Source organism: Sphingomonas sp. SRI_018, assembly GCF_057586275.1.
This window is the reverse complement of the sequence record NZ_JBYCZO010000001.1, coordinates 1,166,445-1,179,973: the sequence shown is the minus strand read 5'-3', so window position 1 is coordinate 1,179,973 and position 13,529 is coordinate 1,166,445. Positions and strand designations below refer to the sequence as shown.

Below are 13,529 nucleotides of genomic sequence, written 5' to 3'. Positions count from 1 at the left end.
GGCCCCGCGGAGCGTGAACGATGTATGACGATCATTACGGATTGAGCGGGCGACCGTTCCAGCTGACGCCCGATCCGCGCTTCTGGTTCGACACGGCAACGCACCGCAAGGCGATGGCCTATCTCGGCTATGGCCTCAGCCAGGGCGAGGGCTTCATCGTCATCACCGGCGACATCGGCGCGGGCAAGACCACCTTGGTCGGCCACCTGATGGCGACGGTCGACCGCGAGCGGCTCAACATCATCACCATCGTCTCGACCCAGATCGCGGCCGACGACCTGCTGCGCACCGTCGCGGCCGGGCTGCGCGTCGATGGCGCCGGCAAGACCAAGGCGGAGCTGCTTTCGGGAATCGAGAAGGGGCTGCACGCGGCCGCCCGCGCCGGCCGGCGCACGCTGCTGATCGTCGACGAGGCGCAGGCGCTGCCGGTCGACAGCCTGGAGGAGCTCAGGATGCTCTCCAACTTCCAGGCGGGCGGCCATCCGCTGCTGCAGATCTTCCTGCTCGGCCAGCCCGAGTTCCGCGACCGGCTGCAGGACCCGCGGCTGGAGCAGCTGCGCCAGCGGGTGATCGCGATGCATCACCTCGGCCCGATGGAGGCGGAGGAGGTCGAGCCCTACCTCAGCCACCGCCTGTCGGTGGTCGGCTGGAACGGCCGCCCGCGCTTCGAGCCCGAGGCGGTGGCGGCGATGTACCGCTGGTCGGACGGCGTCCCGCGCCGGCTGAACCAGCTCGCCAGCCGTATGTTGCTGTTCGGCGCGATCGAGAGTCTCGACAGCTTCTCGGCCGAAGACGTCGCCGACGTGATCGCCGATTTCGATCAGGACGCCGCCTCGCGCGCCGTCCGGCCGGACCCGATCGTCGCGGAGTCGATCCGCGCCGAGCCGCAGCCGGTGCAGCTGGCCGATGCCGCGATCGAACGCCGGCTCGTAGAGTTGGAAAAGCGGCTGGAAGCGCAGGACGCCGCGCTGCGCCGCGTGCTGACGCTGCTGGTCGACTGGGTCGAGAGCGACGAGCGGCGGCCGGACGTCAGCCCGTTGTTCCAACGGGCGGGGTGATCCCCGCCATGCGCAACGCGCTCTCGGTCGACGTCGAGGAATGGTTCCAGGTCGGCGCTTTCGAGCGCACGATCGATCGCGCCGATTGGGAGCGTCTCGAATCGCGCGTGGTGGCGAACACGACCCGCGTGCTCGACCTGTTTGACGAAAGCGGGGCCAAGGCGACCTTCTTCACATTGGGCTGGGTGGCGGAACGGCATCCGCGGCTGATCCGCGACATCGTCGCACGCGGGCATGAGATCGCGAGCCATGGCTGGGGCCATGACCGCGTCTTCACCTTCACGCCCGAGCAGTTCCGGGCCGACCTCGCCCGCGCCAGGGCGGCGCTGGAGGATGCGGGCGGGCAGGCGGTGACCGGCTATCGCGCGCCGAGCTTCTCGATCGACGCACGCACGCCCTGGGCGCATCCGATCCTTGCCGAGGAGGGCTATGCCTATTCGTCGAGCGTGGCCCCCCTTCGTCATGATCACTACGGTTGGGCGGAGGCGCCGCGCCGGGCCTATCGCCCGCTGACGGACTCGCCGCTGATCGAGCTGCCGGTGACGGTGATGCCGGTGCTGGGCCGGACGGTGACCGCCGGCGGCGGCTTTTTTCGTCTGCTGCCCGCCCATTTCACCCATCGCGCCATCGCTGCCGAGAATGCAGCGAACCGGCCTGCGGTCTTCTACTTCCATCCCTGGGAGGTTGATCCTGAGCAGCCGCGCGTCGCCGCGGCGCCGCTCAAGTCGCGTATCCGGCATTACAGCCGGCTCGGTGCGATGGCCGGCAAGCTGACGATGCTCGTGCGGCGCCACCAATGGGACCGCACCGACCGGGTGGTCGCGCTCGAAGCCGGGCGACTCCAATGAATGCTCCGCTGCTCGACCGGCCGGTTGCTTGCCGCCTCGCAAATCTCGGCGACGGGCAAGAACGCGCCCGGATCGCCGCCTTCGTCGAGACGCATCCGGAGGGTACGCCATTTCATCTCGCCGAATGGACAGCCGCGGTTGCCGAAGGGTGCGGGCAAGCGGGCCGCTACCTCGTTGCCGAGGGCGCTGATGGAGATCTGCTCGGCGTGCTCCCGCTGACGCTGGTTCGCTCGCCGTTGTTTGGGACGGCGCTGGTCTCCGCCGGATTCGGGGTGGGGGGCGGCGTCTTGTCGCGCGATCGCGCGGCGACGCGGGCGCTGGCCGAGCAGGCTTGGGAAATTGCCGGCGAGGCGGGGGCCTCCAGCCTAGAGCTGCGCGGCGGCGAGGCGCCGAGCGATGCCTTCCACACCGATACCGATACCTATCTCGGCTTCGTCACCGATCTCGCGGCCGACGACGAGGCGCAGCTTGCCGCCATCCCGCGCAAGCAGCGCGCGGAGGTGCGCAAATCGTTCGACAAGGGGCTGGAGATCACCACCGGCTCGGGCAAGGCCGATCGCGATGCCCACTATCGCGTCTATGCGGAATCGGTCCGCAATCTCGGCACGCCGGTGTTCCCGAAGGCGCTTTTCGCGGCTGTCCTGCGCCACTTCGGCGACGCGGCGGATATCCTCACCGTCCGTCGAGAGGGCAAGCCGGTGGCGAGCGTGCTCAGCCTCTACTGGAATGGCACCGTCTATCCCTATTGGGGCGGCGGCACCGAGGCCGCACGTGCGCTGCGCGCCAACGATGCCATGTACTATGCGCTGATGAACCACGCCCGCCGCCGTGGCTGCCGGAGGTTCGACTTCGGCCGCTCCAAGGCGGGCACCGGCGCGGCGGCGTTCAAGCGCAACTGGGGTTTCGAGGGCGTGCCGCTCGCCTATCACGTCCGTACCGCGGACGGCGCGGCGCCGCGATCGGTCAATCCGCTCGATCCCAGATATGCGCGGCGCATCGCGCTGTGGAAGAAGCTGCCGCTGCCCGTCGCCAATCTGATCGGGCCGTTCATCGCGCGCGGGCTCGGCTGAGATGGGCGACATATTGTTCCTCGCCCACCGCGTGCCGTTCCCGCCCGACCGCGGCGACAAGATCCGCGCCTATCACGTCCTGAAGCACCTCGCGGCGCACAGGCGGGTGCATCTGGTCACCTTCGCCGAAAGCTCGCACGACATGAAGGCCAAGGGCGGGCTCGACCGGCTGACCGCCAACCGCTCGGTCTTCTGGCGCTCCAAGACGCGGGCGCGGGCTGCGCTGGAGGCGCTCGTCTGGGGCCAGGCCGCATCGGTCGCCGCCTTCCGCCATCCGATGGTGCCGGGGGCGGTGCGGGCGCTGCTCGCGCGCCATGCGATCGACACCATCTACGTCTTCTCGAGCCAGATGGCGCAATATCTGCCGCCGCCGAGCCCGCGCCGCCGCGTGGTGATGGACTTCGTCGACGTCGATTCGGCCAAATTCGCCGATTATGCCAAGGGCGCGCATTGGCCGATGAGCTGGCTCTATCGGCGCGAGGCGTCGGCGCTGCTCGCCCATGACCGCGCCGTCGCTGCGCGCGCCGATCTCAGCCTGTTCGTGAGCGAGGCGGAAGCGGCGCTGTTCCGCGCCCGTACCGGTGCCGAGCGCGTCCATGCGGTCGAGAACGGCATCGACACCGAGCGGTTCGCTCCCGATGCGGACTTCCGTCGGATCGAATCCCAGGGCCAGCTCATCGTCTTCACCGGCCAGATGGATTATCCGCCCAATGTCGAGGCGGTGAGTTGGTTCGCCCGGTCGGTACTGCCGCATATCCGCCTCAGCCATCCGGATGCGCGCTTCGCGATCGTCGGCCGCAACCCGACCGCGGAGGTCGAGGCATTGGCGCGCGGCGAGGGCGTGACCGTCACCGGCGAGGTGCCCGACGTGCGCGGCTGGCTGGCCGCGGCGGCAGTGGTGGTGGCACCGCTGAAGCTCGCGCGCGGGGTGCAGAACAAGGTGCTGGAAGCGATGGCGATGGCGCGGCCGGTGGTCGTCTCGGGCGCGGCCGCCGAAGGGATCGATCATGACGGCACGATTCGCGTCGCCGATGACGTAGCGGGTATCGCGGATGCGGTGATCGCGCTGCTCGACAACCGCGATCACGCGGAGGAGCTGGGCCGCTCCGCCCGCGAGCAGGTGAAGCGGCGCTATGGCTGGGAGGCGCGGCTGGCGGTGCTCGACGAGCTGCTCGGCCTCACGCCGCGCAGGCAGCGACGGTCGGCGGCGGCGTGACGCTGGTTTACCCCAGGAGCGCGTTTGCGGCGGCTATGCCCGCCGCCTGGCGGACGCCACTCGTCTTGCTTGCGGGCGCATGGGCGGCACTGCTCATATTGTTCCACAGCGATGTCGCGGACCTTGCCGGCATCTATTGGAACAGCACCACCTTCGGCCATTGCCTGTTCGTTCCGCCGGTGATCGTCTGGCTGGTGTGGCAGCGCCGGCGCGAGCTCGCGCTGCTCAAGCCCGAGGCGTGGTGGGGCGGGCAGGCGATCGTCGTGGCAGGCGCCGTCGCCTGGTTCCTGGGAGATGCGGCCGGCGTCGCCTTCGCACGGCACCTCGGTCTCATCGTGATGATGCAGGGCGCGGTCGTTGCGATCCTCGGATGGGGCATCGCGCGAGGGCTGTTGTTCCCGCTCGCATATATGATGTTCCTCGTCCCCTTCGGCGAGGCGCTGGAAAGCCCGCTCCAGACCGTCACCGTCGCGATCACCATGCCCTTGCTCCACCTCTTCGCCGTGCCGGCGAGCGTCGACGGAGTGCTGATCACCATCCCCAACGGCTATTTCGAGGTGGCCGAGGCCTGCTCGGGCGCCAAGTTCGTGATCGCGATGGTGGCCTATGGCGCGCTGGTGGCGAACGTCTGCTATGTCTCATGGCGCCGCCGCATCGCCTTCTTCGCGATGGCGCTGGTAGTGCCGGTGCTCGCCAATGGTCTGCGTGCATTCGGCACCATCTATGCCGCGCATCTGACCTCGGTAGAGGCGGCGACCGGGTTCGACCATATCGTCTATGGCTGGGTGTTCTTCGGGCTGGTGATGGCGGCGGTGCTGGCGATCGGCTGGCGCTGGTTCGACCGTGATCCGGATGCGCCGTGGTTCGATCCGGCGAAGCTGGGGGGAGCGGTGCGCGGGCGGTCCGATCCCTGGACCGCGGCCGGTGCCGCGATCGCGCTGGCGACGCTCGCCTATGCCGGTGGCGCCGCCGTGGTCGGCCGCAGCGATGCGCTGCCGGCGCAGCTCGCGCTGCCGGAAGTGCCGGGCTGGCATCGCGTGCCGCTGGGCGCGGCGGCGCATTGGACACCCTATTATCCGACCGCCGATCATGGGCTGATCGGCCGGTACGAGGATGCCGCCGGGCACCGGGTCGACCTCGCCGTCGCGGTCTATGCCGGGCAGCGCGAGGGGCATGAGCTGGTGAGCTTCGGCCAGGGCGTGCTGCGCGAGAACGATCGCTGGGTGCGGGTCGAGGACCTGCCCGCGCTGGCCGGCGGCTCGGTCCAGCGCATCACCGCGCCGGGACCAGTGGAACGCGAGGTCGCGACTTGGTACCGGGTCGCCGGCATGACGACATCCGATCCGGGCCAGGTGAAGCTGGCAACCCTCAAGGCGAAGCTGCTGGGCGGGCCCCAGCGCGCCGTGGCGATCCATCTCTCGGCCGAGCGCGCCGACGGCGATGGGCGCGCAGCGATGGCCGCTTTCCTCGCCGCGGCGGGTCCGGTCGACCGGCTCGCCGACCGCATCGCCGCGGGACGCTGAGCCATGTGCGGGATCGCGGGGATCTTCTACCTCGCCGTCGCCAAGCCGGTCGATCCGGCGCGCATCGCCGCGATGACCGATGCGCAGGCGCACCGCGGGCCCGACGGCCGCGGCGTGTGGACCGCGCCGGGGGTGGGGCTCGGCCATCGCATCCTGGCGATCATCGACGTCGGCGGATCGCCCCAGCCGATGCACGCGGGGCCGCTGTCGATCACCTACAACGGCGAGATCTACAATTTCGCCGAGCTCCGCGCCGAGCTGGAGGCGAAGGGCGCCCGCTTCGCCACGCATGGCGATACCGAGGTGATCCTCCACGGCTGGCGCGCCTGGGGGCCGGGGCTGCTCGACCGGCTCGTCGGCATGTTCGCCTTCGCCATCCACGATGCCGAGGCACAGACGCTGGTGCTCGCCCGCGACCGGTTGGGCGTGAAGCCGCTCCACTATGTCGAGCTGTCGGACGGTGGCGTGGCTTTCACCTCCGAACTCAAGGGGTTGCTTGCCCATCCTCTGCTTCGGCGCGAGGTCGATCCGCGCGCGGTCGAGGATTTCATGGCGCTCGGCTATATCCCCGATCATGCGAGCTTCGTCGCCGGCGTGCGCAAGCTCCCCGCAGGTAGCTTCCTGCGGCTCGAACGCGGCAGGCCGGTGGGTGCGCCGCAGCGCTATTGGGACGTCGATTTCTCCAAACGTGCCAAAGGGTCAGCCCGAGACCTTGAGGCCGAGTTGCTGGAACGGATGCGCCATGCGGTGACATCGCGCATGGTCGCCGACGTGCCGCTCGGCGCCTTCCTGTCGGGCGGCGTCGACAGCTCGGCCGTGGTCGCGCTGATGGCCGAGGCGAGCCCCAAGGCGGTCAAGACCTGCTCGATCGGCTTCGACGAGGCCGACCATGACGAGACCCGCTATGCTCGCTTGGTCGCCGAGCGTTTCAAGACCGAGCATCGCACCCGCGTCGTCGCGCCGGACGATTTCGCGCTGATCGAGCGGCTGGTCGAGGCATTCGACGAACCCTTTGCCGATGCCTCGGCGCTCGCCACCTATCGCGTTTCCGAGCTGGCGCGCGAGACGGTGACGGTGGCGCTGTCCGGTGACGGGGCCGACGAGGCGTTCGCCGGCTATCGCCGCTATCGTTTCCATGCCGCCGAGGAGCGGGTGAGGGGGCTGCTCCCTGCGGGCGCGCGTGTCGGACTGTTCGGCACGCTCGGCAGGCTCTATCCCAAGGCCGACTGGGCGCCGCGGCCGCTCAGGGCGAAGACGACGCTGCTCGCGCTCGCCGAGGATGGTGCGGTCGCCTATGCCCGCGCCGTCGGCGTCACCACGCCCGAGACGCGTGACCGCCTTTACACCGACGCCTTTCGCCGTGCGCTTGCCGGCCACCGCGGCGAGGATGCGATGATCGCGACGATGCGCAACGCGCCGGCGCGCACCGGGCTCGACGCTGCGCAATATGCCGACATCCATCATTGGCTCCCCGGCGATATCCTCGCCAAGGTAGACCGCACTAGCATGGCGGTGAGTCTGGAGGCGCGCGAGCCGCTGCTCGACCATCGCCTGATCGAGTTCGCGGCGACCCTGCCGCCCTCGCTCCGCGTCCGCGCAGGGCAGGGGAAGTGGCTGATGAAGAAGGCGCTGGAACCCTATCTGCCGAAGGACATCCTCTACCGGCCGAAGATGGGGTTCGTGACGCCGGTCAGCGCCTGGTTCCGCAAGGACCTGGCCGACGAGGCGGCGATGCTCGCGCGCTCGCGGGTGCTGGCGCCGTGGTTCGAGCGAGCCGCGTTGGAGCGGCTCGCCGAGGACCACCGCGCCGGCCGTGCCGAGCACGGCCGGACGCTGTGGCAGTTGATGATGCTGGAGCGCAGCCTGACGCGCGTGCTTGGAGTCTAGAATTTGCTCCATCGGACTTGAAGCAGCTGTTCCCCGGCGAAGGCCGGGGCCCAGTTGCGAGCCGTTCGAGACTGGGCCCCGGCCTTCGCCGGGGAACAGATTCAAACTAGCTGAACCTGACTTTCATACCCCGTTCGTCCCGAGCGAGGTCGAGGGACACAGTGTCTCGACTTCGCTCGACACGAACGAGGGTCAGAATACCGCGATTGCCGCATGCAGCGTCAGCGCCACCAGCAGCAGCGTCGAGAGCATGAACACCGCGAACCTCGGCGCGACCCGGTTGACGGTCGCCTGGATGAGGCTGTGGACGATGCGCAGGCCGACATAGCCCCAGGCGATCCACGCATTGACGCCGTTGCCGCCGCCCGTCACCGCCAGCGTCAGCGCGACGGCGTAGAAGATCGTCGGCTGCTCCATCAGATGGTTGTAGTTGTGCGACGGCCATTGCGCCTTGGGCGGCAGTACGCGATCGGCGTCCGAGCCTTTGCCGCCGACCAGCTTGGTGATGTCGATGCCGGCCGCGCGCATCGCCGGCATGCGGACGGCGATCATCCAGATCCACATCACCAGCGTCCAGGCGATCAGGACGACGACCGGTTTCAGGATTTCCGCGTGCATGAAAAAGCCTCCCCCAGATTGTCTCCGGGGGAGGCTGCCTCAGTCAGTTGCGATGTGCAACCTCAGGCGAAGAGCTTCGCCCAGCGGCGCTTCTCGCGGTCCTTCCACAGGCCGCGGTGATAGGCGTCGCTGGCGAGCAGCGGCATCACGCTGCCGGCCTCGGCGAACACCATCTGCTCGATGCCCGTGTTGACCTTGCCCCAGCTCGCCGCCTCCTGGAGGGTCGAGGACGAGCAGGCGCCGTCGCGGACGTCGGCGACGGTGATCTGGACGGCGTACTTGTGCACCTCGACGTCCTCGTGGCCGAGGATTTCGGCGCAGACGACGGTGTCCTGGATGAAGTTCTTGGGCACGCCGCCGCCGATCATCAGCAGTCCGGTGGTGCCCGCGGCGATCTTGATCTCGGTGAGCTCGCGGAAGTCGGCGACCGCGTCGATCATCAGGTAGGGCTTGCCCGCCTTCATCTGGTCGACCTGGTGCTTGACGAGGCCGAAGCCGGCCGAGCTGTCCACGAACGCCGGGCAGAAGATCGGTACGTCATGCTCATAGGCGAGCTTGACGAGGCTGTTCTCCTTCTTGCCGTGCTCCGACAGATAGCGCCCCATCTCGCGGATGAAGGCGCGGCTCGAATAGGCCCTGGGCTCCAGCTCGTTCGCGATCTTGTTGATCGTGAAGTCGCAGTCCTGGAGCTGCTCCTCGTCGATATAGGTGTCGTAGATGCGATCGATGTAGAGCGAGCGCAGCGTGTCGTCGTCCGGCACCTCGAGCGCCTGATAGTGCTTGTGGCCGAGCCCCTCGAAGAAATCCATGTCGACGATGGTCGCGCCGGTCGCGACGATGCCGTCGACCATGTTGTTGCGCACCAGCTCGGCATAGAGGTCCATGCAGCCGCCGGCCGAGGTCGAGCCTGCGATCACCAGGAAGATGCTGCACTCGGGATCGGCGAGCATCTGGTTGTAGATCTTGGTCGCGCGGCCGAGGTCGCGGCTGGTGAAGCTCATGTCGGCCATCGCGTCGACAATCGGGCGCGCGTCGAAGCTCTTGATGTCGATGTGCTTGACCTGCTTCGACAAGAGCTCGGCCTTGCGGGTATCGTTGATCGGGCCCTGCGCGGCCGCGGTCTTGGTGAGGGTGTCGGTCACAAGGTTTCTCCTGTTACAAACACCGCAGTCGTTCATGGGGACGCGGAAACCCGTAAAGGAGCGGGGCATCGCAATGCCCCGCCCGATTCTGTTCAGTTATGAAGCCGTCGTTACAGCGTGACGACGTTTGAGGCGACCCGGCGATCCTCGCTGGTGTAGAGCGAAGCCATCGGCTCGTCCTCCACGATCACCGTCTCGTCCGAGCCGAAGCCGTTGAACGCGGTGCGCATCGCCGCGCCATAGGCGCCGAGCATCCCGATCTCGAGATAGTCGCCCGCCTGGACGTCCGCCGGCAGCATGAACGGCCCGGTCATGTGATCGAGGTCGTCGCAGGTCGGCCCGTAGAAGCTGAACGCCATCTCCTTAGCGCGGCTGTCGGGCTCGCGCAGCAAGGTGACCGGGAAGCGCCAGCCGATGTGCGCGGCGTCGAACAGCGCGCCATAGGCGCCGTCGTTGATGTAGAGTTCGTCGCCGCGGCGCCGCTCGACGCGCACGATCAGCGAGCTGTACTCGGCGCACAGCGCCCGGCCCGGCTCCGCCCACAGCTCGGCCGAATAGGAGACTGGCAGGCTCTCGAACGCGCGATGGATCGTCTCGAAGTAGAGCTCGAGCGGTGGGGGCTCCATGCCCGGATAGGTCGAGGGGAAGCCGCCGCCGACGTCGATCACGTCGACGGTCACCGCCGCCTCGACGATCGCCTGGCGCACGCGCTCCATCGCGTCAGCGTATGCCTGGGGCGTCATCGCCTGGCTGCCGACGTGGAAGCAGATGCCGAGCGCGTCCGCGACCTGGCGGGCGCGGATCAGCAGCTCCTTCGCCTCACCCGGCGCGACGCCGAACTTGGAGGCGAGGCTGAGCTTCGAATGCTCCGACGAGACGCGCAGGCGCACGCACAAGGTCAGGTCCTCGGCGCCGCGGGTGGCGCGGACGATCTTGTCCAGCTCCTCGACCGAATCGAGGCTGAACACGCGGACGCCATGGTCGAAATAGGCCTCCTCGATCGCTTCCTCGGCCTTGACCGGATGCATGAAGCACAGCGTCGCGCCCGGCAGCGTGCGCGCCACCAGCCGGACCTCGCCGATCGAGGCGACGTCGTAATGCGTGATTCCGCTGTCCCACAGCACCTCGAGCAGGTCTGGAGACGGATTCGCCTTCACCGCATACATCGAGCGGCCCGGAAACTTCTCGACGAAGAATCGGGCGGCACGCGACGCTGCGTGGGGACGAATGAGCGTGACCGGAGCCACCGGTCGAAGGGCAGTCGCTAGCCCCAGCGCGTTATGATGCTTGGACAATTCAAGGGACCTCCAATTGCCTTGCGGCATAGTGTGACGAAAAGCTGCCTTGCGGTTGGAAGTCCCATGGGGCAGCGGACGGCGCACATAGGATCGGGGTCCCCCGATGTAAAGCGGTGAAATGCGATGAAAGGCGAGATGTGACGATCGTACGACAACCGACCCGCGCCGGGGTGCGCGACGCGGCCGCCAAGATCGCGGCGATCCTGCCGATGACGCCGCTGTTCGTCGCGGAAATCCGCGGGGTCCGGGTGGGGATCAAAGCCGAGTGCCTGCAGCCGATCGGCGCATTCAAGATTCGCGGCGCCTGGCACCGACTGACCGCGCTCGACGATGCGACTCGGGGGCGCGGCGTCGTCGCCTTTTCCTCGGGCAATCACGCGCAGGGCGTGGCCTGGGCGGCGAAGCGGCTCGGCATTCCGGCGGTGATCGTGATGCCCGCCGACGCGCCGGCGGCGAAGCGCGACGCGACGCTCGCGCTCGGTGCGGAGGTCGTTCCCTATGATCGGATGACCGAGAATCGCGAGAAGATCGCCGCGCATCTCGCCCATGCGCGCGGCGCGACTCTGGTGCCGAGCTTCGATGACCCTTGGGTGATCGAAGGACAGGGCAGCGCCGCGATCGAGGCGACGACTCAGTTCCATGAGGTGGGACTCGGCGACATCGCGCGGGTGGTGACGCCCTGCGGCGGCGGCGGACTGGCGGCAGGGCTAACGCTGGCATTGCCGGATGCCGCGATCCGGGTCGCGGAGCCCGAGGGTTGGGACGACATGCGCCGCAGCCTCGAGGCGGGCTGGATCGAGGAGGTCGGGCCGAACCCGCCCCCCACGGCCTGCGACGCGCTCCAGACGCTGCGGGTGTCGCCGCTGACGTTCGAGGTGCTCGCGCGCCGTTCGGCGACCGGCGTCGCGGTCAGCGAGGAGGAGGTGCGCGAGGCGCAGCGCTGGGCGGCGGCGAAGCTCCGGCTGGTGGTCGAGCCGGGCGGCGCGGTGGCGCTTGCGGCGTTGCTGACGGGCAAGGTGGAGCCGGAGGAGGGCACGCTGGTGCTCGCCTCGGGCGGAAACGTCGATATCGACGCCTATGCCCGGGTGCTGGCGGGCGAGACCGCGCCGGCGCCGGCATTTCCGGCGCTCAGCGATAGCCCGTCGTGATCCCAAATCCTCCCCGGCACGGGGAGGGGGACCAGCGAAGCTGGTGGAGGGGGAGCGCGGCAAGCGACATCGCATGAGGCGAGCCCCTCCACCACGCGACTTCGTCGCGCGGTCCCCCTCCCCGTGCCGGGGAGGAGCCTTAACCCACGAACGCCCGCTCGATCACATAATCGCCCGGCGCCGCGTTCGACCCCTCGACGAAGCCGAGCGCGTCGAGATCGGCGGAGAGGTCGCGGATCATCGCCATGCTGCCGCACAGCATCACCCGGTCCTGCTCGGGATCGAGTTCGCGCGGGCCGGTGACGCCCGGCCCGAACAGCGCGCCGCTGCGGATCAGCGTGCCGATGCGATCGGTGAGCGGGAAGGGCTCGCGCGTCACCGTCGGCACATAGGCGAACTGGAGCAGCGCCTGGTCCTGCACCAGCGGGTCGCCGGCGAGCTGTGCCTCCAGCTCGGTGCGATAGGCGAGATCGCTGACGCGGCGTACCGAATGCACCAGCACGATCTGCGCGAACTGCTCGTAGACGTCGGGATCGCGCGCCAGGCTGAGGAAGGGCGCGAGACCCGTGCCGGTCGAGAACAGGAACAGCCGGCGCCCGGGCTTGAGGGCGTCGGTCACCAGCGTACCGGTGGGCTTGCGGCCGAGGAACAGCTCGTCGCCGGGCTCGATCGTCTGGAGCCGCGAGGTGAGCGGGCCGTCGGGCACCTTGATCGACAGGAACTCCAGCTCCTCCGCCCAGGCCGGGCTGGCGATCGAATAGGCGCGCAGCAGCGGCTTGCCCTCGCTGGGGAGGCCGAGCATCACGAACTCGCCCGAGCGGAAGCGGAAGCTTTGCGGGCGGGTGATGGTGAAGCTGAAGAGATGTTCGTTCCAATGCCGTACGGAGCACACGCGCTCGACGGTCAGGACGCCGGACGGCGCCAGTCCGGGGGCGGCGGCGATGCGGTCACTCATGATTTGGGTTCTTCTCCGGTCAGGGAATCGGGAATGGGCGGCGCCATGCCGGCGGCGACCAGTACGGCGGTGAACCTGCGCACGGCCCGGTGGGCGGCGGTGACGAGCTCGGGATTCGGCAGCACCAGCGCAAGCGTCGCATGGACGCGCGCGTCGGCGTGCGGATCGCTGGCGCCGAACAGCTCCAGCAACAATGCCTCGCCCTCGGAGACGCGCGGGGTTCCGGGCGTCATCACTTCGAGCGGCTGTTCCGAATCGCGTGAGAGCAGCGCCATCGCCATCGCGAAATGTGGCAGGCCCACCGTAAGATCGTGCCGGCCGAATGCGGGCCCGAGTTCCGCCCCGAGGCAGATCCTCTGGCCCATCGCGGCGACGGCGGCGCGGGCAGCCCATAGCAGAAAGGCCTCGCTCGTTCCGAGCTCGCCGACCGGCCGATCGAGATAGCGGTACATGGGACACGTCCCCGAATCTGGAGTGCGGTCGAGGCGATGCCATCGTTTGCTATTGCAAGTCAATCGCAAATACTCGAGCGGTGGCTAAGGCAGCCGGGCTGCGTTAGATGAACGGCATGGCCAATCTGACTGCCGCCCTGGCGATGATCGCCGTGTTCGCACTTGCCGTGGGCGGGCTCCACCTGATCGCCAAACGGCGCGAGCGCACCAAGGGCGCGCTGATGCTCGCCTGCGCGGCGGTGATCCTCGGGAACATACTGATCTGGACCATATAATTCCCTCTCCCATTGGGAGAGGGAAGGAGCAGCGAAGCT

13 protein-coding genes are annotated in these 13,529 nt (G+C 68.6%); 8 read left to right on the top strand and 5 right to left on the bottom strand.

From position 1 onward, the window contains the following. Nucleotides 1–20 precede the first annotated feature (20 nt). From AC2YHA_RS05600 to AC2YHA_RS05575, 6 genes are read left to right on the top strand one after another with little or no spacing between them, the layout of a single operon-like run. The gene (locus tag AC2YHA_RS05600) at nucleotides 21–1,058 is read left to right on the top strand and encodes an XrtA/PEP-CTERM system-associated ATPase (protein ID WP_487400678.1); all 1,038 of its coding nucleotides are present in this window, start codon (nucleotides 21–23) and stop codon (nucleotides 1,056–1,058) included. Between the two features lie 8 nt (nucleotides 1,059–1,066). Then, entirely contained in the window at nucleotides 1,067–1,906 is an 840-nt protein-coding gene (locus AC2YHA_RS05595) for an XrtA system polysaccharide deacetylase (protein WP_487400677.1), read from the top strand. Continuing rightward, complete coding sequence (locus AC2YHA_RS05590; protein WP_487400676.1) at nucleotides 1,903–2,976, top strand: FemAB family XrtA/PEP-CTERM system-associated protein; 1,074 nt, start codon at nucleotides 1,903–1,905, stop codon at nucleotides 2,974–2,976. The genes AC2YHA_RS05595 and AC2YHA_RS05590 overlap by 4 nt, the downstream gene beginning before the upstream one ends. Nucleotide 2,977: 1 nt before the next feature. Further along, nucleotides 2,978–4,192 carry a TIGR03087 family PEP-CTERM/XrtA system glycosyltransferase gene (locus AC2YHA_RS05585; RefSeq protein ID WP_487400675.1) on the top strand — a complete coding sequence of 405 codons (1,215 nt, stop codon included), beginning with the start codon at nucleotides 2,978–2,980 and terminating at the stop codon, nucleotides 4,190–4,192. A gap of 35 nt (nucleotides 4,193–4,227) precedes the next feature. Continuing rightward, a complete protein-coding gene (xrtA, locus tag AC2YHA_RS05580) occupies nucleotides 4,228–5,715 on the top strand; it encodes an exosortase A (protein ID WP_487401707.1) in 1,488 nt (495 codons plus the stop codon). 3 nt (nucleotides 5,716–5,718) lie between these two features. After that, complete coding sequence (locus AC2YHA_RS05575; protein WP_487400674.1) at nucleotides 5,719–7,602, top strand: XrtA/PEP-CTERM system amidotransferase; 1,884 nt, start codon at nucleotides 5,719–5,721, stop codon at nucleotides 7,600–7,602. Nucleotides 7,603–7,794: 192 nt separating this feature from the next. On the opposite strand, the gene AC2YHA_RS05570 is transcribed toward AC2YHA_RS05575, so the two are convergent. The 3 genes from AC2YHA_RS05570 to AC2YHA_RS05560 all read right to left on the bottom strand — a co-directional run bounded on the left by AC2YHA_RS05570 (nucleotide 7,795) and on the right by AC2YHA_RS05560 (nucleotide 10,657). Further along, nucleotides 7,795–8,220 (bottom strand): MAPEG family protein, encoded by a 426-nt coding sequence (locus AC2YHA_RS05570; protein ID WP_487400673.1) that lies wholly within the window; start codon nucleotides 8,218–8,220, stop codon nucleotides 7,795–7,797. 62 nt (nucleotides 8,221–8,282) lie between these two features. Beyond that, nucleotides 8,283–9,362 carry a 1,9-bis(guanidino)-5-aza-nonane synthase gene (locus tag AC2YHA_RS05565; RefSeq protein ID WP_487400672.1) on the bottom strand — a complete coding sequence of 360 codons (1,080 nt, stop codon included), beginning with the start codon at nucleotides 9,360–9,362 and terminating at the stop codon, nucleotides 8,283–8,285. Between the two features lie 110 nt (nucleotides 9,363–9,472). Further along, nucleotides 9,473–10,657 (bottom strand): type III PLP-dependent enzyme, encoded by a 1,185-nt coding sequence (locus AC2YHA_RS05560; protein WP_233782282.1) that lies wholly within the window; start codon nucleotides 10,655–10,657, stop codon nucleotides 9,473–9,475. A 140-nt stretch (nucleotides 10,658–10,797) separates the two neighbouring features. Here AC2YHA_RS05560 and AC2YHA_RS05555 point away from each other — a divergent pair, with 140 nt between their 5' ends. Next, on the top strand, nucleotides 10,798–11,808 hold the full coding sequence (locus AC2YHA_RS05555; RefSeq protein WP_487400671.1) for a threonine ammonia-lyase: 1,011 nt from the start codon (nucleotides 10,798–10,800) through the stop codon (nucleotides 11,806–11,808). Nucleotides 11,809–11,947: 139 nt separating this feature from the next. Here the strand turns inward: AC2YHA_RS05555 and AC2YHA_RS05550 are convergent, their stop codons facing one another. Both AC2YHA_RS05550 and AC2YHA_RS05545 read right to left on the bottom strand, forming a co-directional pair. Further along, nucleotides 11,948–12,763: a ferredoxin--NADP reductase gene (locus tag AC2YHA_RS05550; RefSeq protein ID WP_233782284.1), complete on the bottom strand. Its 816-nt coding sequence runs from the start codon at nucleotides 12,761–12,763 to the stop codon at nucleotides 11,948–11,950. Next, a complete protein-coding gene (locus AC2YHA_RS05545) occupies nucleotides 12,760–13,215 on the bottom strand; it encodes a hypothetical protein (protein ID WP_487400670.1) in 456 nt (151 codons plus the stop codon). Before AC2YHA_RS05545 ends, AC2YHA_RS05550 begins: the two co-directional genes overlap by 4 nt. 116 nt (nucleotides 13,216–13,331) lie before the next feature. On the opposite strand from AC2YHA_RS05545, the gene AC2YHA_RS05540 reads away from it, so the two are divergent. Further along, nucleotides 13,332–13,490: a hypothetical protein gene (locus AC2YHA_RS05540; protein ID WP_487400669.1), complete on the top strand. Its 159-nt coding sequence runs from the start codon at nucleotides 13,332–13,334 to the stop codon at nucleotides 13,488–13,490. Nucleotides 13,491–13,529: the final 39 nt, after the last annotated feature.

Excerpts from the sequence above, each read along its gene's own strand:
- AC2YHA_RS05600 (WP_487400678.1), top strand. The coding sequence starts at position 21 with ATGTATGACGATCATTACGGATTGAGCGGGCGACCGTTCCAGCTGACG.
- AC2YHA_RS05595 (WP_487400677.1), top strand. The coding sequence starts at position 1,067 with ATGCGCAACGCGCTCTCGGTCGACGTCGAGGAATGGTTCCAGGTCGGC.
- AC2YHA_RS05590 (WP_487400676.1), top strand. The coding sequence starts at position 1,903 with ATGAATGCTCCGCTGCTCGACCGGCCGGTTGCTTGCCGCCTCGCAAAT.
- AC2YHA_RS05585 (WP_487400675.1), top strand. The coding sequence starts at position 2,978 with ATGGGCGACATATTGTTCCTCGCCCACCGCGTGCCGTTCCCGCCCGAC.
- xrtA (WP_487401707.1), top strand. The coding sequence starts at position 4,228 with ATGCCCGCCGCCTGGCGGACGCCACTCGTCTTGCTTGCGGGCGCATGG.
- AC2YHA_RS05575 (WP_487400674.1), top strand. The coding sequence starts at position 5,719 with ATGTGCGGGATCGCGGGGATCTTCTACCTCGCCGTCGCCAAGCCGGTC.
- AC2YHA_RS05570 (WP_487400673.1), bottom strand. The coding sequence starts at position 8,220 with ATGCACGCGGAAATCCTGAAACCGGTCGTCGTCCTGATCGCCTGGACG.
- AC2YHA_RS05550 (WP_233782284.1), bottom strand. The coding sequence starts at position 12,763 with ATGAGTGACCGCATCGCCGCCGCCCCCGGACTGGCGCCGTCCGGCGTC.
- AC2YHA_RS05545 (WP_487400670.1), bottom strand. The coding sequence starts at position 13,215 with ATGTACCGCTATCTCGATCGGCCGGTCGGCGAGCTCGGAACGAGCGAG.
- AC2YHA_RS05540 (WP_487400669.1), top strand. The coding sequence starts at position 13,332 with ATGGCCAATCTGACTGCCGCCCTGGCGATGATCGCCGTGTTCGCACTT.